At 60.2% G+C, this 18,182-nt stretch carries 20 protein-coding genes and 1 pseudogene; 11 read left to right on the forward strand and 10 right to left on the reverse strand.

All coding sequences use genetic code 11. The features are described from left to right. Positions 1 to 93: 93 nt before the first annotated feature. Entirely contained in the window at positions 94 to 501 is a 408-nt protein-coding gene (locus AC1RKH_RS13670; RefSeq protein WP_123424318.1) for an HPF/RaiA family ribosome-associated protein, read from the reverse strand. A 213-nt stretch (positions 502 to 714) separates the two neighbouring features. Further along, positions 715 to 1,662: a LysR substrate-binding domain-containing protein gene (locus AC1RKH_RS13675; protein ID WP_123424317.1), complete on the reverse strand. Its 948-nt coding sequence runs from the start codon at positions 1,660 to 1,662 to the stop codon at positions 715 to 717. Positions 1,663 to 1,797: 135 nt separating this feature from the next. On the opposite strand from AC1RKH_RS13675, the gene AC1RKH_RS13680 reads away from it, so the two are divergent. Together AC1RKH_RS13680 and AC1RKH_RS13685 are read left to right on the forward strand one after the other, a co-directional pair. Further along, the gene (locus tag AC1RKH_RS13680) at positions 1,798 to 3,174 is read left to right on the forward strand and encodes an L-serine ammonia-lyase (protein ID WP_493062437.1); all 1,377 of its coding nucleotides are present in this window, start codon (positions 1,798 to 1,800) and stop codon (positions 3,172 to 3,174) included. Positions 3,175 to 3,418: 244 nt separating this feature from the next. After that, the gene (locus AC1RKH_RS13685; RefSeq protein WP_493062438.1) at positions 3,419 to 3,736 is read left to right on the forward strand and encodes a DUF3509 domain-containing protein; all 318 of its coding nucleotides are present in this window, start codon (positions 3,419 to 3,421) and stop codon (positions 3,734 to 3,736) included. Here the strand turns inward: AC1RKH_RS13685 and AC1RKH_RS13690 are convergent. After that, positions 3,733 to 4,233: a phosphate-starvation-inducible protein PsiE gene (locus AC1RKH_RS13690; protein WP_054595739.1), complete on the reverse strand. Its 501-nt coding sequence runs from the start codon at positions 4,231 to 4,233 to the stop codon at positions 3,733 to 3,735. The two genes, AC1RKH_RS13685 and AC1RKH_RS13690, sit on opposite strands and share 4 nt — an antisense overlap. A 273-nt stretch (positions 4,234 to 4,506) precedes the next feature. On the opposite strand from AC1RKH_RS13690, the pseudogene AC1RKH_RS13695 reads away from it, so the two are divergent. Further along, positions 4,507 to 4,746, forward strand: a pseudogene (locus AC1RKH_RS13695) (YebG family protein); the annotation flags it as partial. A gap of 163 nt (positions 4,747 to 4,909) precedes the next feature. Here the strand turns inward: AC1RKH_RS13695 and AC1RKH_RS13700 are convergent. The 4 genes from AC1RKH_RS13700 to AC1RKH_RS13715 all read right to left on the reverse strand — a co-directional run bounded on the left by AC1RKH_RS13700 (position 4,910) and on the right by AC1RKH_RS13715 (position 9,233). Then, on the reverse strand, positions 4,910 to 6,019 hold the full coding sequence (locus AC1RKH_RS13700; RefSeq protein ID WP_493062439.1) for a dihydrolipoamide acetyltransferase family protein: 1,110 nt from the start codon (positions 6,017 to 6,019) through the stop codon (positions 4,910 to 4,912). Between the two features lie 16 nt (positions 6,020 to 6,035). Then, positions 6,036 to 7,025 carry an alpha-ketoacid dehydrogenase subunit beta gene (locus AC1RKH_RS13705; RefSeq protein ID WP_493062440.1) on the reverse strand — a complete coding sequence of 330 codons (990 nt, stop codon included), beginning with the start codon at positions 7,023 to 7,025 and terminating at the stop codon, positions 6,036 to 6,038. Next, positions 7,018 to 8,112, reverse strand: a complete 1,095-nt coding sequence (pdhA, locus tag AC1RKH_RS13710) for a pyruvate dehydrogenase (acetyl-transferring) E1 component subunit alpha (protein WP_493062441.1) — start codon at positions 8,110 to 8,112, stop codon at positions 7,018 to 7,020. Before pdhA ends, AC1RKH_RS13705 begins: the two co-directional genes overlap by 8 nt. 101 nt (positions 8,113 to 8,213) lie before the next feature. Then, positions 8,214 to 9,233 (reverse strand): Glu/Leu/Phe/Val dehydrogenase family protein, encoded by a 1,020-nt coding sequence (locus tag AC1RKH_RS13715; protein ID WP_493062442.1) that lies wholly within the window; start codon positions 9,231 to 9,233, stop codon positions 8,214 to 8,216. Between the two features lie 184 nt (positions 9,234 to 9,417). Between AC1RKH_RS13715 and AC1RKH_RS13720 the strand changes: the two genes are divergently transcribed. From AC1RKH_RS13720 to AC1RKH_RS13745, 6 genes are all read left to right on the forward strand, one after another. Next, positions 9,418 to 10,221 (forward strand): SirB1 family protein, encoded by an 804-nt coding sequence (locus AC1RKH_RS13720; RefSeq protein ID WP_493062443.1) that lies wholly within the window; start codon positions 9,418 to 9,420, stop codon positions 10,219 to 10,221. Positions 10,222 to 10,296: 75 nt separating this feature from the next. Beyond that, complete coding sequence (gene folM / locus AC1RKH_RS13725; protein ID WP_493062444.1) at positions 10,297 to 11,007, forward strand: dihydromonapterin reductase; 711 nt, start codon at positions 10,297 to 10,299, stop codon at positions 11,005 to 11,007. Positions 11,008 to 11,030: 23 nt separating this feature from the next. Then, the gene (gene folE / locus AC1RKH_RS13730) at positions 11,031 to 11,606 is read left to right on the forward strand and encodes a GTP cyclohydrolase I FolE (RefSeq protein ID WP_123424305.1); all 576 of its coding nucleotides are present in this window, start codon (positions 11,031 to 11,033) and stop codon (positions 11,604 to 11,606) included. A gap of 2 nt (positions 11,607 to 11,608) precedes the next feature. Next, positions 11,609 to 11,980, forward strand: coding sequence for a dihydroneopterin triphosphate 2'-epimerase (gene folX, locus AC1RKH_RS13735; protein WP_123424304.1), 372 nt, complete (start codon positions 11,609 to 11,611; stop codon positions 11,978 to 11,980). Between the two features lie 97 nt (positions 11,981 to 12,077). Beyond that, positions 12,078 to 12,374 carry a DUF1244 domain-containing protein gene (locus AC1RKH_RS13740; protein WP_123424303.1) on the forward strand — a complete coding sequence of 99 codons (297 nt, stop codon included), beginning with the start codon at positions 12,078 to 12,080 and terminating at the stop codon, positions 12,372 to 12,374. Continuing rightward, the gene (locus AC1RKH_RS13745) at positions 12,367 to 12,705 is read left to right on the forward strand and encodes a HopJ type III effector protein (RefSeq protein WP_493062445.1); all 339 of its coding nucleotides are present in this window, start codon (positions 12,367 to 12,369) and stop codon (positions 12,703 to 12,705) included. Before AC1RKH_RS13740 ends, AC1RKH_RS13745 begins: the two co-directional genes overlap by 8 nt. Positions 12,706 to 12,891: 186 nt before the next feature. On the opposite strand, the gene trxB is transcribed toward AC1RKH_RS13745, so the two are convergent. Next, positions 12,892 to 13,854 carry a thioredoxin-disulfide reductase gene (gene trxB / locus AC1RKH_RS13750; RefSeq protein ID WP_145022184.1) on the reverse strand — a complete coding sequence of 321 codons (963 nt, stop codon included), beginning with the start codon at positions 13,852 to 13,854 and terminating at the stop codon, positions 12,892 to 12,894. A gap of 331 nt (positions 13,855 to 14,185) precedes the next feature. On the opposite strand from trxB, the gene cysZ reads away from it, so the two are divergent. Then, positions 14,186 to 14,941, forward strand: coding sequence for a sulfate transporter CysZ (cysZ, locus tag AC1RKH_RS13755; protein ID WP_493062446.1), 756 nt, complete (start codon positions 14,186 to 14,188; stop codon positions 14,939 to 14,941). A gap of 40 nt (positions 14,942 to 14,981) precedes the next feature. Next, a complete protein-coding gene (locus AC1RKH_RS13760) occupies positions 14,982 to 16,181 on the forward strand; it encodes a glycosyltransferase family 4 protein (RefSeq protein ID WP_493062447.1) in 1,200 nt (399 codons plus the stop codon). A gap of 137 nt (positions 16,182 to 16,318) precedes the next feature. Here the strand turns inward: AC1RKH_RS13760 and AC1RKH_RS13765 are convergent, their stop codons facing one another. Beyond that, positions 16,319 to 17,422, reverse strand: a complete 1,104-nt coding sequence (locus AC1RKH_RS13765) for an NADH:flavin oxidoreductase (protein ID WP_493062448.1) — start codon at positions 17,420 to 17,422, stop codon at positions 16,319 to 16,321. Between the two features lie 172 nt (positions 17,423 to 17,594). Continuing rightward, on the reverse strand, positions 17,595 to 18,077 hold the full coding sequence (locus AC1RKH_RS13770) for a glutathione peroxidase (RefSeq protein WP_123424296.1): 483 nt from the start codon (positions 18,075 to 18,077) through the stop codon (positions 17,595 to 17,597). Positions 18,078 to 18,182 lie beyond the last annotated feature (105 nt).

The raw sequence follows: 18,182 nt of genomic DNA on the forward strand, positions 1-18,182 counted from the left end.
AAAGGCTGCTACGGGTTGTGCGCCCTGCATAAACCAAAACGGGCCTGCAAATGCAGGCCCGTTTTCATTGGGGTGGTAAGGGTGTTTCAGCCGTCAGCTATTGAGCGCGGCCTGTTCGTTTTCGAGAAATTCTTCTTCAAGCAGCGCATCGGCATGCGCACCTGAGCTGATCGGCGTTACGCTGGCGCGTTTACCGCGCAATTTGCCGAACAGGTGTTCCAGCGCGTGTTCAAGCTTGGCGGCCGCCCCATCGATGGCCAGTTCCAGTGTCGCGGCTTTATGAGTAACGGAAACCGGTTGGTGGCCTTTAGGCCGCGCTTCAAGCTGGCAGCGCATGTCGTGTGGACCGGGTTTATCGCCGTTCTCGTCCCGCAGGTGGACTTCGACCCGTGTCAGGTCTTCTTCGTAACGTTCGAGCGTGCTCTCAATGGTAGTACGTACCCACTCCTCCAGTCGGATGCTGCTTTGAATATGGTTATCGCTGTTGACTTGGATTTGCATAGTTCATCCCTTATTTCAGCTAGCTCGCGAGAGGTCCGGTGCAGTGTTTGAAACCTGGGTGACCGTGACCTCTTGGTTACAGAGTTGGGCAGACGGAGAAACAATTCAACCCCTAAAAAAAGATAAATATTCATACGCAAAAAAAGCCGGACAACCGACAAAAGCGCTGTTAATGTCGGGAGTTGGGTAGCCCTGCAACGCCGCAACAAATCCTCACAATTGCCCCTCGCCCAACGGGTGCATTCCGCGAAAAATCTCCGCCTCTTCCACCAGCCAGTCATGCACCGCGCGCACGCCCGGATGGCTCAGCGCACCCGGCGAATACAGCAACACATAGCGTTTGTAATTGGGCACCGCGACGCCAAACGGCACGATCAGCGTGCCACGCTCCAGTTCATCGTTGAGCAAGGTCCGCCGGGCAATGGCCACGCCCATTCCGGCAATCGCCGCCTCGATGGTCAGGTGGTTGCGGTTGAAGGTATGCCCGCGCCGCACGTCGGCGCCGTCGAAGCCGATGGCGTTCAGGTAAAACTCCCATTCCGCGTATTCATAACTGCCGCGCCAGGCGGTGATGTCGTGCAACAACGGAAAATGCACCAGATCCGCCGGCCCATGCAGCGGTGGTCGGCCACGCAGCAGGCTCGGCGCGCAGACCGGGAAAATCTGCTCATCGAGCAAGGCTGTGGATAACAATCCCGGGTAGCTCCCGTCGTTCAGATCGATGGCCAGGTCGAAGTCACCTTCGTGCAGCGCCACGCTGCTGTCCTCGGCCACCAGCCGCAACTGGATATCCGGAAAGCGCTGCTGCAAACGCGGCAGGCGCGGCGTCAGCCATTTGCCGAGAAACGATGGGATTGAGCGCAAGCGCAGGATGCCGCTGATCATCCCCGCGTCCAGCCGGCGCAATTCCGCGTCGATGCTGCCATAGGCCTCGTTGACGGTGATCGCCAGGCGCTGGCCTTCGGCACTCAATTCGACACCCCGGGCGCGGCGGTGAAACAGGCGAAAACCCAAGCGTTCTTCCAACTGGCGAATTTGCTGGCTGACGGCGCCGGGGGTGATGTGCAGTTCTTCGGCACAGCGGGTGAACGACAAGTGGCGTGCCGCACAGGAAAACACATGCAGCCAGACGTAGGTCTGGGCATGAAATTGACGACTCATCGTTTAGTCCTACTAAAGCCTGTCTTAGGAAGTTTCGTTGGTCAGGGCTGACCGAGGTAGGCAGTATCGCCGACATTGCGCTCGTCCTACAAAAAATGGCAGCGATTCCTACTCCATTACTTGTAAGGCTTTAGCATGGCTATCAGTGTTTTCGATCTCTTCAAAGTCGGTATCGGCCCGTCCAGTTCCCACACCGTCGGCCCGATGCGCGCCGCCGCGACCTTCGCCCAAGCGTTGTTTGACCAGGGTTTGCTGGAGCAAGTCCGGCGTGTGGAAGTCCGTCTCTACGGCTCGCTTTCCGCCACCGGCGTCGGCCACGCCACCGATCGCGCCTGCGTCATGGGCCTGATGGGCGAATGGCCTGACAGCATCGACCCGAGCTGCATCGGTCCGCGAATCCAGCAGTTGCGTGAAAACGGCGAATTGTTGCTGGCCGGCCGCCTGAACATTGCCTTTGATTGGCAGCGCGACTTGCTGCTGCTCGACGAAAGCCTGCCCTACCACCCCAACGCCATGTCGCTGACAGCCTTTGACGAAAACGGCCAGCTATGGGAACAAACCTATTACTCGGTTGGCGGCGGTTTCATCGTTGAAGCGGCCGAAGCCGAGTCGGGCGTGCCGACGGCCAGCGACGTGGTGTTGCCGTACGACTTTTCCACCGCCGTCGAACTCCTGTCGCTGTGCAACCAGCACGGCCTGCGGGTTTCCGAGCTGATGATGGCCAACGAACGGGCCTGGCGCAGCGATGCGGAAATCCGTAAAGGCCTGCTGCATATCTGGTCGGTGATGCGTGAGTGCGTCGAACAAGGCTTGCGCCACGAAGGCATCCTGCCGGGTGGTCTGGATGTTCCGCGCCGCGCCGCGAAATTGCACCGCAGCCTGCTGGAAATCGGCAAACCGAACGTGATCAGCTCGACCCTCTCGGCGATGGAATGGGTCAACCTGTTCGCCCTCGCGGTCAACGAAGAAAACGCTGCCGGTGGACGCATGGTCACCGCACCGACCAACGGTGCGGCGGGAATCATTCCGGCGGTGCTGCATTACTACATGAAGTTCAACCCCGACGCGTCCGACGACGATGTCGTGGACTTCTTCCTCGCCGCCGCCTCAGTGGGCATCCTCTGCAAGAAAAACGCCTCGATCTCCGGCGCCGAAGTCGGCTGCCAGGGCGAAGTCGGCTCTGCCTGCGCCATGGCGGCTGCCGGGCTTGCCGACGTCTTGGGCGCGACGCCCGAGCAACTGGAAAACGCCGCCGAAATCGGCCTGGAACACAACCTCGGCCTGACCTGCGATCCGGTCGGCGGGCTGGTTCAGGTGCCGTGCATCGAGCGCAACGCGATTGCCGCCGTGAAGGCGATCAACGCCACGCAAATGGCCCTGCGCGGCGACGGCAAACACTTCATTTCCCTGGACCGGGTGATCCGCACCATGCGCGATACCGGCGCCGATATGCACGACAAATACAAAGAGACTTCACGGGGCGGCCTGGCTGTGAGCTGGGTGGAATGTTGATCGGGCTGATCGCACTGTCAGCGATCATCTACTCCGTCATGCCCTGAAACCGACCATGAATGAAAAAGGCGAGCCATTGAGCTCGCCTTTTTATTGGCCCAAAACAGGGCCGGCATGCCCCTTGCTTTGTCCGTAGGAGTAGAGGAGCAAACGTTACGGAGGATTGCCGGTGGTCTGGAAAAACGAACCAATCCTGATCACGGCCAGTCAACAACTGCACGATCCAATCAAGCGGTGACGCATTATGGATAACCCTTTTCAGCTAATTACCGACGCTTTTGCGCCGGATTATCAGATCAACCTGAGTATTCAGGGGCTCGATGGCAGCATCATGCTGACCCTTTCCAACGCCGGCCGAATCGTCGCCAAACGGATGATCAGCGCCGAACAACGCAATGACCCGCAACGCCTGAAACGGCTGGTGCAAAGTATTCAGTTTGGCATCGCTATCCAACAGGGTCAGTGCGCCATGGCGATCCTCGAAGCCATGACCGACGGCGACAACCTCAAGTTGCCACCGCCGTCACGCAAGGGTCAACGCCCCCTGCCGACAAGGTATTAAAGCTCGCCCTTCTCGACTTCCGGATGTTCGCCGGAGCCCGCACCGGTCTTGCGTTGCGGGTGTGCGATCTTCACCGACGGGAATTGCGAAGAGGCATAGCGCACCACCAGAATCGAAAACGCCAGCAGCAGAATCCCGCCGCACAGGTAAATGATCCCGATATCCGGCGGGTTGTGGTGCGACACGTTGGAGATCAGCAGGCGCGTCAGCGCGGTGATCGCCACGTAGATCAGAAAGCGTACCGGCATGTGGTTGGTCTTGAAGTAAATCCCGACCATCGCCCCCAGCTCGAGGTAGATGAACAGCAGCAAGATGTCATCGATCTTGATGTCACCTTCCTTGATCATCAGCAAAAACTCCGCCACCGCCGCCCAGGCGGTGACTGCGCCGATGGCGAACAGCGCCAGGTAATGGAACGTCTCAACGAACAGGTTGCCCAGCGATCCGGCCAGCTCATGGACGCTCTGGCGAAGCTTTTCAGCCCAATTGATATTCACGGTAGTTCTTTCCTTAGGTCGGCTCGACCGATGATGCGGGTTCGACGTGACGGTTGTTCTGCATGCAGAAAAAAGGCCAGCGGCATGGAATGAGATGGCGATCGGGTCCGACTGGACACTTCTGCAGAAGCGATCGGCGCTGCTGACAAACGCAGAAACCCGTCTACATTAAAAAGCCACTACCCAAAGCGCAGGGATTCGCTTATCCTTTTGGCTGTATATAAATACAGTAGTCGCAAAAGACAACTATCGTGAAGGCATGTGAGGTGGTGAATGGCCGTCGAAGTGGTATACCGCAGCAGCCGAGATCTGGAGCGCTTGTTCATGGATAAAGCCGAAGCTGACCGTCATGACAAAATGCTCGAACTGGCCGAATTGCTGGCTGAAGTGTTGCAAAAAGCGGTTCCGTCGCTGACCGAGCAACAGGTGGAAGAAGCCGGGATCTACATGGCGAAAAATCGCGATGTATTCGCCAAGGCATTCAAGAGCCAACCGGACGCTTTGTCCGAATTGCTCAACGTGCCTGCTGAAACCGTTGAAGCCGTTAAGCCCGTTGAGCCAACGGAATCAGCCGAGCCTGCCAAACCCGCAAAGCCCGCCAAGGCTGCCAAGTAAGCAACGCCCGAATTGAATAGGCCCTGAGTCACTGAGTCAGGGCCTTTTTCATGCCTGGATTTCAAGCGTCCGGTTGTTCCAATGCCTCGACCAACACCTTGAAGAACCGCGCCGCCTCACCGCCCGTCACTACCCGGTGATCGAAGGTCAGCGACAGCGGCAATATCGGGTGCACTACAACCTTGCCCTCCATCGCCACCGGCTCATCGCGAATGGCCCCAGCGGCCAGTATCGCCACTTGTGGCGGCACCACCACCGGGTTGGCGTAGCGCCCGAACAAGGTGCCGAAATTCGACAAGGTCAGGGTCGCGCCCATCATTTCCCTCGGCGGAATCGAACGCGCCTGCACGTCTACGCGCAAGCGGGTCACGCCTTCTTTCAAATCGGCTGACGTGCGATTGCCAACATCGCGCAACACCGGCACGAACAAACCGTCCGGGGTGTCGACAGCAATGCCCAGGTCCAATGTGCTGTGGTGTTTGATCGACAAGGTCTTGCCATCAAACCCGCTGTTGAGCACCGGCTCCACGGCACAGGCTGCCGCCATGGCTTTGGCGAGACGAATCAGTGGCTCACGCGCACTGCCCCAACGATGCAGATCGGCATCGGCGAAGATGGTCACCGGCACCACCTCGGCGTGGGACCTGGCCATGTTCAGCGCCATGCTGCGGCGCACTCCGCGCAGCTTCTCACCACCGAATTTGTCGCGCTCGGTCTGCGAAGCACTTTCGACGTCGCTACGGGTGATCAGCCCATCGGGGCCTGAACCGCTCAACCCACTCAGCTCGACGCCCAATTGCCGGGCCAGTTGCCGCACCGCCGGGGTGGCACGGGCACTCATGTGTTCGCGGGTCGAGGGTGCGGCGCCGACAAAAAACCGGTCGTCCTGACTGCCGCCACCCCCTTCAAGCCGGCCCACCACCGTGCCGGCATCCGACTCGCCTTCATACCCCAGTAACGGTTCGCCAACGTGCAGAATATCGCCTTCAGCGCCGTAGGTTTTCGCTACCACCCCGTCGTAGGGCGAGGGAATATCCACCAGAGCCTTGGCGGTTTCCACCGAGACCAGCAGTTGATCGGCCTTCACCGTATCGCCGACCTTGACGTGCCATTGGACGATTTCCGCTTCTTGCAGCCCTTCGCCCAGGTCGGGCAATTTGAAGTACTTCATCGCAGCCTCCCAAGCCTTAGAAGTGGTGCAGCAGCACGCTGTCGCAGGCGTGAAGGATGTCTTCGACGTTTGGCATGTACAGCAACTCTTGCCGATACAGCGGTGGCGGAATGTCCGGCGCGGTGACCCGCAGGATCGGCGCCTGCAAATCCAGCAATGCGCGTTCGTAGAGGCTGGCGGCGATTTCCGCGCCGACGCCACAGGTGCGTGGAGCTTCATGGACAATCACGCACCGACCGGTCTTGCGCACCGAGGCTTCCAGCGTGTCGAGGTCCAGCGGCTTGATACAGGCGACATCGATCACCTCGGCCGATATCCCCTGCGCGGCCAACACATCGGCCGCCTGCAAGGTTTCCATGACGCTGGCACCCCAGCTGATCAGGGTGATATCGCTGCCCTCACGCAAGGTGAAACAGCTGTCCAGCGGCAGGCGCTTGCCATCGTCGATCAACGGTTGCGGGTTCATCCGGTAGAGCCGCGTCGGTTCGAGGAACAGCACCGGGTCCGGGTCGTCGATGGCCGCCAGCAACAGGCCATAAGCCCGCGCCGGCGATGAAGGAATCACTACGCGCAGCCCCGGGATATGGGCAAACAGCGCCTCGGTGCTTTCGCTGTGATGTTCCGGCGCACGAATCCCCGCGCCCATCGGCGTGCGCAGCACCATCGGGCAAGTGATCCGCCCGCGCGTGCGGTTGCGCATGCGGCTGGCGTGGGACACCAGGTGCTCCATGGTGGCGTAGATGAACCCCATGAACTGGATTTCCAGCACCGGTTTCAAGCCTTGGGCCGCCATGCCAATTACCAGTCCACCGAGCATGGTTTCGGCCAGCGGCGTATCGATCACCCGCTTGAAGCCAAAGCTGTCGCGCAGCCCTTGCGTGGCGCGAAACACGCCACCGTTCACGCCGACGTCTTCACCGAGCACAATCACGTTTTCGTCCTCGCGCATGGCCCGGTGCATCGCCAGGTTGACCGCCTCCAGCAACGTGACTTTGCCGTTACTCATGGGCTGGCCCTCCCGCACGGCGCGCCGCCCGTTCGAGCAACCATTCGCGCTGTTCGGCCAGTGCGGCCGGCCACTGGGCATAAACGTGATCGATCACCGATTCGGCTGATTGCTGGCCGGCCGCGTCGAAGTTATCCACAGCGCCCTGCACCAGAGCCTGACACTCGGCGATCAACGCCTGTTCGCGCCCCTCGTCCCACACGCCCTGCCCGGCCAGAAAACGTTGCAAGCGCTTGACCGGCTCTTCAAGCCAGGCCTGTTTGACCTCATCCGCCGGGCGATAGCGGGTCGCATCGTCTGCGGTGGTGTGATCGCCGAGGCGATAACTCACACACTCCAGCAACACCGGACCTTTACCGTGACGCGCTCGTTCGAGGGCAATTTGCACCCGGTCATAGACCGCGAGTATGTCGTTGCCATCGACCTGCTCGCCGTGGAAACCGGCGCCTATGGCCTTCTGCGCCAGGGTCGGCGCGGCGCATTGAATGCGCCGTGGCACCGAAATCGCCCATTGATTGTTGTTGACCACGAACACCACCGGCAACTGCCAGGCACCCGCGACGTTCAAGGCTTCGAGGAAGTCGCCCTTGCTGGTGGCGCCATCGCCGCAGGTGGTCACGGCAACCCGGTGTTCACCGCGAATCTTGAACGCGCTGGCGACTCCGCACGCGTGCAGCGCCTGGGTGGCGATCGGCACACAGATCGGGAAGTCCTCGGCCGCCGACGGTTCGGCAAAGTCGCTGCCGCGCTCATCACCGCCCCAATACAGCAAAATCTCTTCCATGCGCACCCCGCGCATCAATTGCACGGCAGTGTCGCGGTAATACGGGATCAGCACGTCTTCAGGATGCATCAGGCTCCCGACCGCCACCCCGATCGCTTCCTGGCCGAGAGTGGGCGCGTAAGTACCGATGCGCCCGGTGCGTTGCAGGGCGACGGCTTTTTGATCGAAGAGTCGGGTCAGAACCATTTGCCGGTAGAGGCGGGTCAGCAGATTGAAGTCGTCGGCCCAAGCGGGAAGTTCACTCAATGCCTGGCCGTCGGGGGATAAATAGCGGGTGTAGGAAAGGTCGAGCTTGTTGAGCATCGCTTGGCTCCTGGCACGCGGGGTCAGCGTGCAGTTGTCGGGCCCGACGCTTGTGGCGCCGGGCTCAGGGAGCAAGTCGACCGGGTAAGGCCCTCACTCCTTCATCGGTACAACACTTTCTCCGCCAGCTCATCCGCGACCCGGGCCGGCGAGCGTTTTTCAGCCTGGGCATGGGCGAAGACTTCGGTCAGCCGCGAGCTGATTTTCGAGAGGTGCGCGGTGATGCTCGACAACGCCTCGCCACGGTGTTTGAGCGATACATAAATCAATCCGCCGGAATTGATCACGTAGTCCGGCGCATAAAGAATGCCGCGCTTCTCCAACTGGTCGGCAACGTGCAGGTTGGTTAGCTGGTTATTCGCCGACCCGGCCACCGCGGCGCAGCGCAATTGCGCAACGCTGTGGCTGTTGAGTACGCCGCCCAGCCCGCAAGGCGCGAGGATGTCGCACGGGGTGCTGAGTAGCGAATCGTTGGCAATCGGATGGGCGCCCAGTTGCTCCATCGCCAGTTGCACCTTGCCGGCGTCGATGTCGCTGACCAGCAATTCGGCCCCGGCGGCATGCAGTTGCTCGGCGAGGGAATAACCGACATTGCCCAACCCCTGGATCGCCACCCGCAGGCCTTCAAGGTTATCGCTGCCCAAGCGGGCCATGGCGGTGGCGCGGATACCGGTGAACACACCCATGGCGGCATGCGGCGCCGGATCGCCGGCGGCAGTGGTGCTGGTGACATGCTGGGTTGTCTGGGCAATGCAGTCCATGTCGGCAACCGAGGTGCCGCTGTCGATGGCCGTGATGTAACGACCGTCGAGCTGTTCGACAACGCGTCCGAAGGCCTCGAACAAGGCAGCGCGGTTTTCTACGTGAGGTGGGCGAATGATCACCGCCACCCCACCACCCTGCGCCAACCCGGCCAGCGCGGCCTTGTAACTCATGCCTTGCGCCAGGCGCACAGCATCCATCACGGCGCTTTCATCGTCGGGATAGGCAAGGTAACGGCAGCCACCGAGGGCTGGGCCCAAACGGCTGCAATGAATAGCAATGACCGCCTTCAACCCGGTCACCGGGTCAACGCTAAGGTGCAGCGATTCAAGGCGAGTGCTTTGCATGAGAGCGAACATCGTAGGGCTCCCGAATCACTTCTTGTAGTCGCCAGTATAGGCTTGCGGCTGAAAATTGCTGAAGCGCACCGGAATAAGCAAAGGGCGCTTTGCAACCTTAAAGACATAACCTGCAACACCCTGTGTACAGCACTGGACGAATGCCTGCGACGGGGCTAAAACGAGGCATCCGCCGGAGATTTTGATGAACCCGCGCCAAGCTTTTTTCGCCTGTCTGCAACGCTCGCCACCGGCGCTCTTCGAAGCGGCGCTGTGGATCGCTGCCGAGCACGATCCGGAGGTGAAGCCCGAGGTGCTGCTGGAGCAATTCAAGGATCTGCAACAACGGGTCAGCGCCGGTTTGCCGATGTTGCCGGTCAGCGAGTTGGCTCAACCATTGTTGCGGCGACTCAACGACATGGGCTATCAACAGGACGAATCCACCCCGCTACGTCCGCAGGCGGCGCTACTCAACAAGGTGCTGGAACGCCGACGCGGGCAACCGCTGGCACTCGGGTTGATTGCGCTGGAGTTGGCCCGACGCCTGGAGATTCCGATGGTCGGGGTCAATTTCCCCGGACATTTCCTGTTGAAAGTGCCGGGGGCCGATCATTTGCTCGACCCGTGTGGCGGTCGGCGGTTATACCCCAACGATTGCCGCGAGCTGCTGCTACGCCAGTACGGCCCGAACATGCCGCTCAACGCCGAGCATCTGCTCACGAGCGAACCGATCCACATGCTCCAGCGACTGTCGCGCAACTTGCGCCAGCTGCATTTGGCCAACGACGACAACATCGGCGCGCTGATCGACGCCGAGCGGGTACTGGAGCTCGGCAATGCCAGCACCAGCGACTACCTGGCCCGTGCCAGCCTCTATCAACGGCTGGACTGCCCCAACGCCGAGCGTTTCGACCTGGAGCACGCCTTGTTGCTCTGCGACGATCCGATCCAGCGAATTCGCCTGACCGAACGGCTGGGACATTTGCCGCCCAACCGTGTGGTGCACTGACAGCGCAATGGATTACCGGTCTTGGCAGCCGGGATCGCTGGTATAGTTTTGCCATACCCGCGAACCGAGCCGTTCATGACCTCATCCCCTGCTCCGATCCTCATCACGGGCGCCAGCCAGCGCGTCGGCCTGCATTGTGCCCAACGGTTGCTGGAAGAAGGTCACCGCGTGATCATCAGCTACCGCAGCGAACGCCCTGGCGTGCAAACCCTGCGCGACCTTGGCGCGACAGCACTGTTTGCCGACTTCTCCAGCGAGGCCGGGATTCTGGCGTTCATCGCGCAACTGAAAGCCCATACCCAAAGCCTGCGGGCGATTGTGCATAACGCCTCCGCATGGCTGGCCGAAACGCCTGACACCGAAGTGGCCGCCTTCACCCAGATGTTCAGCGTGCACATGCTTGCGCCCTATCTGATCAACCTGCATTGTGCCGACTTGCTGGAGCGCTCGACGCCTGCCGACATCGTGCATATCAGCGACGATGTCACGCGCAAGGGTAGCAGCAAGCACATCGCCTACTGCGCCAGCAAAGCCGGGCTCGACAGCCTGACCCTGTCCTTCGCCGCGAAATACGCTCCGAAAATCAAGGTCAACGGTATCGCTCCGGCCCTGCTACTGTTTAACCCCGACGACGACGCGGCATACCGCGCCAAGGCCCTGGCCAAATCCGCGCTGGGTATCGAGCCCGGCAGCGAGGTTGTCTACCAGAGCCTGCGCTATTTGCTGGACAACCCTTATGTCACCGGCACGACCCTGACCGTCAACGGCGGACGGCACGTCAAGTAAGCCGTCCCCCGCGAGGATGTTCCATGACCTTATTCCTGCCCCAGAACTCCCTGTCCCAGAGCTACCGCGAGATCCTTATCGGCGTTGGTGAAGACCCCGACCGCGAAGGTCTGCAAGACACCCCGATGCGGGCGGCCAAGGCCATGCAGTACCTGTGTCATGGTTACGAGCAGAGCGTCGACGAGATCGTCAATGGCGCGCTATTCGCCTCTGACAACGATGAAATGGTGATCGTCGACGACATTGAGCTCTACTCGCTCTGCGAACATCACATGCTGCCCTTCATCGGCAAGGCCCATGTGGCTTATATTCCTACCGGCAAGGTGCTGGGTCTGTCGAAGATCGCGCGAATCGTCGACATGTTCGCCCGGCGGTTGCAGATCCAGGAAAACCTCACCCGGGAAATCGCCGAGGCGGTGCAGCGCGTAACCCAGGCTGCTGGTGTTGCGGTAGTGATCGAGGCCCAGCACATGTGCATGATGATGCGCGGCGTCGAGAAACAGAATTCGACCATGAACACCTCGGTGATGCTCGGCGCCTTCCGCGACTCGAGCAACACCCGCCAGGAGTTCCTGCAATTGATTGGACGGAGCAAGTAGCAATGCCACAACTTCAACCAGGAATGGCCCGCATTCGGGTCAAGGACCTGTGCCTGCGGACCTTCATCGGAATCAATGAGGACGAAATCCTCAACAAGCAGGATGTGCTGATCAACCTGACCATCCTCTATGCAGCACACGATGCGGTGCGCGACAACGACATCGATCATGCGCTCAATTACCGCACCATCACCAAGGCGATCATCGCCCACGTGGAGGGCAATCGGTTTGCGCTGCTCGAACGCCTGACCCAGGAGCTGCTCGACCTGATCATGGCCAACCAGAGCGTGCTCTACGCCGAAGTCGAAGTCGACAAACCCCACGCCCTGCGTTTTGCCGAGTCGGTATCGATTACGCTCGCGGCAAGCCGCTAAGCTTTAAGCTGCAAGCCACAAGCTTTAAGCTAGAAGCCACCGCAACCCACATCTTGCAGCTTGAAGCTTACCGCTTGAAGCTGTCCCAGAGAGACCTATGACCGAACAACAACGCCTGGAACTTGAAGCTGCCGCCTTCCGCCGGCTGGTCGCGCACCTGGACAGCCGCAAGGATGTGCAGAACATCGACCTGATGAACCTCGCGGGTTTCTGCCGCAACTGCCTGTCCAAGTGGTACAAGGCCGCCGCCGACGATCGCCAGATCGAGGTCAGCCTCGATGATGCCCGTGAAGTGGTTTACGGCATGCCGTACGCCGAGTGGAAAGCCCAATACCAGCAAGAAGCCAGCGCCGACCAGCAAGCGGCGTTCGCCAAAGGAAAAACCCATGACTGACCTGAACACCCTGCGCGCCAGCCTCAAGAGCGGCGAACACGCTTTCGCCGACACCCTGGCGTTCATCGCCACCGGCTACGATTACCAGCCACAGGCGTTCAACAACGGTGGCGTGGAAAACGCCGCGGGACAGAACGAAGGCTCGTGCAAAACCCTCGGCCTGGCGCTGCTGGAAGGCTTGAGCGATGAAGAAACGCTGCTGGCGTTTGGTGAGCATTACCGCTCGGTGGTTGCTACGCCTGAAGGCAGTGATCACGGCAATATCCGGGCGTTGATTGCGCATGGATTAGCCGGGGTGAAGTTCGAAGCTCAGCCACTGACTCGCCGCTAATCCCCTGCTTGAATGCAATCCCCTGTGGGAGCGAGCTTGCTCGCGATGGCTGCTTCACATTCAACACTGATGTTGACTGATACACCGCTATCGCGAGCAAGCTCGCTCCCACATGAGTTGCGCATCGCCCGTGAAATCGCGGGCACAAAAAAACCGGCCGAGGCCGGTTTTTTCATTTCAACGATTTCAGAACTTGGCGTTCTGCAGGTCGTCCAGGTAACGCTCGGCGTCCAGTGCGGCCATGCAACCAGCGCCAGCCGAGGTGATCGCCTGACGGTAAACGTGGTCAGCCACGTCGCCGGCAGCAAAGATGCCTTCAAGGCTGGTCGCCGTCGCGTTGCCTTCACGGCCGCCCTGCACTACCAGATAACCGTCTTTCAAGGTCAGTTGGCCTTCGAACAGCGAAGTGTTCGGGGTGTGGCCGATGGCGATGAACACGCCGTCGACTTTCAGCTCGTCGAAGCTGCCGTCGTTGTTCTTCAAACGTGCACCGGTCACGCCCATGTTGTCGCCCAGCACTTCGTCCAGCGTCGAGTTCAGCTTCAGGACGATCTTGCCTTCGGCAACCCGTGCGTGCAGCTTGTCGATCAGGATTTTCTCGGCGCGGAAGGTTTCGCGACGGTGAATCAGGGTCACTTTGCTGGCGATGTTGGCCAGGTACAGCGCCTCTTCAACAGCGGTGTTACCGCCGCCGACCACGGCCACTTCACGGTTGCGGTAGAAGAAACCATCGCAGGTTGCGCAGGCCGATACACCTTTGCCCATGAAGGTTTCTTCCGACGGCAGGCCCAGGTAACGGGCGCTGGCGCCGGTCGCAATGATCAGTGCATCGCAGGTGTAAGTGGCACTGTCACCCGTCAAGGTGTACGGCTTGGCAGCGAAGTCGACGGCGTTGATGTGGTCGAAAACGATTTCGGTCTCAAAGCGCTCGGCGTGCTCTTTCATCCGTTCCATCAGTGCCGGGCCGGTCAGACCGTGCACGTCACCTGGCCAGTTGTCGACTTCGGTGGTGGTGGTCAGTTGACCGCCAGCCTGCATGCCGGTGATCAGCAACGGCTTCAGGTTAGCGCGGGCGGCATAGACCGCAGCGCTGTAACCGGCAGGGCCGGAACCGAGAATAATCACTCGCGAATGACGTACATCAGACATGACTCACTCCTATCGACCGGCCGGTACTACCTGGCGCGGAATGCCGGATGACCGGCTGGAATAAAAAAGGGCTGTGCAAGCACTTGGGGAAGTGCCGTAGCTGGACAGCCCTGAAAAATATTGGGTGCAGCGTATCGAGGAGGCGAAGATTAAGGAAATACGGAATAACAATCCAGCTCATAGGCGGTCTCTATCCCTTAGAGGCTGATTTAAAGACGCCTTTGTTACAGTCTCTTTGTTGTTATAGCTAGTGTCGATGCCGTTACCGCGCTTTCGCCTGTGTGGCAAAGCCGGTAAGGTCGGCGCGTTTTCTCATTGCTCGGAGCCCACTATGCCCGCCCCCGTTCTGTCCGGCCCACAATACCTGCGCGAAGGCCTGAAGCTGGTCTTGAGTCCCGGCCTGCGTTTGTTCGTGTTGTTGCCGCTGGCCATCAACCTGGTGCTGTTCGTCGGATTGATCTACTTCGCCGGCCATCAGTTCAGCCTGTGGGTCGACACCCTGATGCCTTCACTGCCGAGCTGGCTGAGTTTTCTCAGTTATGTGCTCTGGCCGCTGTTCGTCGTTCTGGTGGCGTTGATGGTGTTCTTCACCTTCACCATGCTCGCCAACGTGATCGCCGCACCTTTTAACGGTTTTCTCGCAGAGAAAGTCGAAGTGGTGGTGCGCGGCACCGACGACTTCCCGACCTTCAGCTGGGGCGAACTGATCGCGATGATCCCGCGCACGCTCGCCCGGGAGATGCGCAAGCTCGGCTACTTCCTGCCCAGAGCCCTCGCGCTGCTGATCCTTTCGTTCATCCCGGTGGTCAACCTGATCGCAGCGCCGCTGTGGTTGCTGTTCGGTGTGTGGATGATGGCGATCCAGTACATCGACTACCCGGCGGACAACCACCAGTTGGGCTGGAACGAGATGCTTGCCTGGCTGCGCAAGAAGCGCTGGCAGAGCATGAGCTTTGGTGGAATCGTCTATCTGGCGCTGCTGATACCGGTGGTGAACATCCTGATGATGCCGGCGGCGGTGGCTGGCGCGACGTTGTTTTGGGTGCGCGAGCGTGGCGCGGAAAACCTGGTGGCCAAGCCGGCCTGACTGCGTCACAAATCCATCATCGCGCTGACACAATGACGACATGGCCTCAGCCGACACTGAGGTCATGACGACAGCTCTGCATATCACTCTGATCACCGAAACCTTCCCTCCGGAAATCAACGGCGTGGCCAATACCCTTGGCCGCTTGTGCGAGGGTCTGCGCGCGCGCGGGCATCTGGTAGAACTGGTGCGACCGCGCCAGGGCAGCGATCAAACCCGCCTCAGCGATGATGAGCTGCTGCTCTGCCGCGGCTGGCCGCTGCCGGGTTATCCAGGGCTGCAATGGGGTCAGTCGTCGATGCACAAGTTGCTCAGGCGCTGGCAGCGTCATCGCCCGGATGTGCTCTACATCGCCACCGAAGGACCGCTGGGGTTGTCGGCTTTGCGCGCGGCACGGCGGCTGGGCATTTCAGTGGTGAGCGGTTTTCACACCAACTTCCAGCAGTATTCCAACCAGTACGGTCTCGGGCTGTTGACCCGGCTACTGACGCATTACCTGCGCTGGTTCCATAACCGCTCCACGTTGACCCTGGTGCCCAGTGCCAGCCAACGAATGGAGTTGGAGCGTCGGCATTTCGAGCGCCTGGCATTGCTGTCCCGTGGCGTCGACAGTCAACTGTTCCACCCGGCCAAACGGCTGGGTTCGCTGCGTGAAAGCTGGGGACTGGATAACGACGATGTCGCGCTGATTCACGTCGGCCGGCTCGCTCAGGAAAAGAATCTGGGGCTGCTCAAGCGTTGTTACCAGGCCTTGCAGTCGACTTATCCACAGCGACGGATAAAGCTGATTGTGGTCGGTGATGGCCCGCAGCGTGCGCTGCTGGAACAGGAGCTGCCCGAGGCCATCTTCTGCGGCTCACAGCGCGGTGAAGCCCTGGCTTGTCACTACGCGTCCGGGGATCTGTTTCTGTTTCCGAGCCTGACCGAAACCTTCGGCAACGTGGTGCTGGAAGCACTGGCCTCAGGGTTGGGTGTGGTGGCCTATGATCAGGCAGCGGCAGCTCAACACATTCGCCATGGTTACAACGGCGTGCTGGCGATGCCGGGGGACGAAGAAGCGTTTTGCGATGCCGCCCGTTGGCTGCTGGAGGCAGCAGAAACCTTGCGCTGCATACGACTCAACGCGCGTCAGCACGCCAGTCGGCAGGGTTGGGGGGCAATCATCGAGCAGTTTGAAGGGCAGTTGCGCGAGGCCTGCGCAGGGGAACAGTTGATACTGAATGCACCGACTTTTCCCTGAACCTTCGGTGCTCTTGAGTAAGCCATCGCGAGCAAGCTCGCTCCCACATTTGATCTTTGGTGTTCACATATTGTGTGTTCACAGCAGATCCAGTGTGGGAGCGAGCTTGCTCGCGATGGCGTCCGCCCGAGCGCCGTTTAAACCAGCGTCATCAACGCCTCACGACTGAATGGCAGGATGTCCTGCTCGCGACCTTCGCGGACTTTCTGCGCCCAGTCCGGGTCGACCAGCAAGGCGCGACCCACGGCCACCAGGTCGAACTCCTGGTTGTTCAAACGCTCCAGCAGATTCTCCAGACTGGCCGGTTGCGCGACTTTGTCGGTGTTGACCATGAACTGCAGGAACTCACCGTCCAGCCCTACGCTGCCGACGGTGATGGTCGGCTTGCCGGTCAGTTGGCGGGTCCAGCCTGCCAGGTTCAGCTCGGAACCGTCGAACTCCGGCTCCCAGAAGCGCCGCGTCGAGCAGTGGAAAATATCCACGCCGGCATCGGACAGCGGCTGGAGAAACTCGCCCAACGCCTCTGGGGTTTGTACCAGGCGTGCGCTGTAGTCCTGCTGCTTCCACTGGGAGAACCGGAAGATGATCGGGTAGTTCGGACCGACTGCCGCACGCACGGCCTGGATCAGTTCAACGGCAAAGCGTGAACGATTGGCCAGGCTGCCGCCGTATTCGTCGGTGCGCTGGTTGCTGCCTTCCCAGAAAAACTGGTCGACCAGATAGCCGTGAGCGCCGTGGATTTCGACGCCGTCCATGCCGATGCTCTGCGCATCTTTGGCGGCCTGGGCGAAGGCCGCGATCACGTCCTGGATATCCTGTTTAGTCATGCCGTGAACCACGACCTGACCGTCCTTGAGTTTTTCCGACGGTCCGTAACCCGGCACGCTGGCATCCGGTTCGGTGCCGATGCGCCGTACGCTGCCGACGTGCCACAACTGCGGAACGATCTTGCCGCCTTCGGCGTGCACCGCATCAACGACTTTTTTCCAGCCGGCCAACGCCGCTTCGCCGTAAAAGTGCGGGACGTTCGGGTAACCGTTGGACGCCTTGTGGCCCACCGTGGTGCCCTCGGTGATGATCAGGCCCACACCTGCGGCGGCACGGCGGCGGTAGTACTCGATGACTTTCGAATTCGGCACACCGCCCGGGGAAAACGAGCGGGTCATCGGCGCCATGACCACACGGGTCGGCAACTCCAGGGCACCGAGGTTAAACGGTTTGAACAAGGCTTTGACGGGCATGCGACACTCCATGGAGAGGCGAGGTTTATGACGGTGATAATATGGAGTGTGAACAGTTTTGCGAAGCACTATTGATTTGGGTGATTAAAGGGTAGAAGCGAAAAGATCGCAGCCTGCGGCAGCTCCTACGAGGTTGGCGTAGGAGCTGCCGCAGGCTGCGATCTTTTGATATTCAGATCAGGGCTTTTTCGATCGCCTGAACGATCGTCGGATCATCCGGCGCGGTACGTGGCGAGAAACGCGCCAGCACGCGACCATCTTTACCGAGGAGGAACTTCTCGAAGTTCCAGGTGATGTCACCCGGGAATTCCGCGCCCTCACCTGCCAACAACCGGTACAGCTGATGGCGATCATGACCGTTGACTTCCAGCTTGCTGGACAGCGGGAAGGTCACGCCGTAGTTGAGGCTGCAGAACTCTTTGATCTCGTTTTCTGTTCCCGGCTCTTGCCCGGCGAACTGATTGCACGGCAAACCCAGCACACTGAAACCTTTGCCCTTGTATTGCTGGTAGAGGTTTTCCAGAGCGGCGTACTGTGGGGTCAATCCACACTTGGAGGCGACGTTGACCACCAGCACGACGTGCCCTTTGAAGGGCGCCAGAGGCAACTCCTGGCCATCCAAAGCTTTCAATGTAAGGTCGTGAAAAGCACTCATGACGGACTCCAAATTTCCCGTGTTCTTCTCGAAACAGCCACTTGGCGATATCGCCAAGGACAGCCGCGGACTAAAAAGGCGCCCCTCGGGCGCCTCTCCAGTTCT

This window comes from Pseudomonas sp. GW822-FHT06B12, assembly GCF_058799675.1.

Bases quoted from the DNA above. Each gene is read 5' to 3' on its own strand.
- AC1RKH_RS13670 (WP_123424318.1), bottom strand. From the start codon at position 501: ATGCAAATCCAAGTCAACAGCGATAACCATATTCAAAGCAGCATCCGA.
- AC1RKH_RS13675 (WP_123424317.1), bottom strand. From the start codon at position 1,662: ATGAGTCGTCAATTTCATGCCCAGACCTACGTCTGGCTGCATGTGTTT.
- AC1RKH_RS13680 (WP_493062437.1), top strand. From the start codon at position 1,798: ATGGCTATCAGTGTTTTCGATCTCTTCAAAGTCGGTATCGGCCCGTCC.
- AC1RKH_RS13685 (WP_493062438.1), top strand. From the start codon at position 3,419: ATGGATAACCCTTTTCAGCTAATTACCGACGCTTTTGCGCCGGATTAT.
- AC1RKH_RS13700 (WP_493062439.1), bottom strand. From the start codon at position 6,019: ATGAAGTACTTCAAATTGCCCGACCTGGGCGAAGGGCTGCAAGAAGCG.
- AC1RKH_RS13705 (WP_493062440.1), bottom strand. From the start codon at position 7,025: ATGAGTAACGGCAAAGTCACGTTGCTGGAGGCGGTCAACCTGGCGATG.
- pdhA (WP_493062441.1), bottom strand. From the start codon at position 8,112: ATGCTCAACAAGCTCGACCTTTCCTACACCCGCTATTTATCCCCCGAC.
- AC1RKH_RS13715 (WP_493062442.1), bottom strand. From the start codon at position 9,233: ATGTTCGCTCTCATGCAAAGCACTCGCCTTGAATCGCTGCACCTTAGC.
- AC1RKH_RS13720 (WP_493062443.1), top strand. From the start codon at position 9,418: ATGAACCCGCGCCAAGCTTTTTTCGCCTGTCTGCAACGCTCGCCACCG.
- folM (WP_493062444.1), top strand. From the start codon at position 10,297: ATGACCTCATCCCCTGCTCCGATCCTCATCACGGGCGCCAGCCAGCGC.
- folE (WP_123424305.1), top strand. From the start codon at position 11,031: ATGACCTTATTCCTGCCCCAGAACTCCCTGTCCCAGAGCTACCGCGAG.
- folX (WP_123424304.1), top strand. From the start codon at position 11,609: ATGCCACAACTTCAACCAGGAATGGCCCGCATTCGGGTCAAGGACCTG.
- AC1RKH_RS13740 (WP_123424303.1), top strand. From the start codon at position 12,078: ATGACCGAACAACAACGCCTGGAACTTGAAGCTGCCGCCTTCCGCCGG.
- AC1RKH_RS13745 (WP_493062445.1), top strand. From the start codon at position 12,367: ATGACTGACCTGAACACCCTGCGCGCCAGCCTCAAGAGCGGCGAACAC.
- trxB (WP_145022184.1), bottom strand. From the start codon at position 13,854: ATGTCTGATGTACGTCATTCGCGAGTGATTATTCTCGGTTCCGGCCCT.
- cysZ (WP_493062446.1), top strand. From the start codon at position 14,186: ATGCCCGCCCCCGTTCTGTCCGGCCCACAATACCTGCGCGAAGGCCTG.
- AC1RKH_RS13760 (WP_493062447.1), top strand. From the start codon at position 14,982: ATGGCCTCAGCCGACACTGAGGTCATGACGACAGCTCTGCATATCACT.
- AC1RKH_RS13765 (WP_493062448.1), bottom strand. From the start codon at position 17,422: ATGCCCGTCAAAGCCTTGTTCAAACCGTTTAACCTCGGTGCCCTGGAG.
- AC1RKH_RS13770 (WP_123424296.1), bottom strand. From the start codon at position 18,077: ATGAGTGCTTTTCACGACCTTACATTGAAAGCTTTGGATGGCCAGGAG.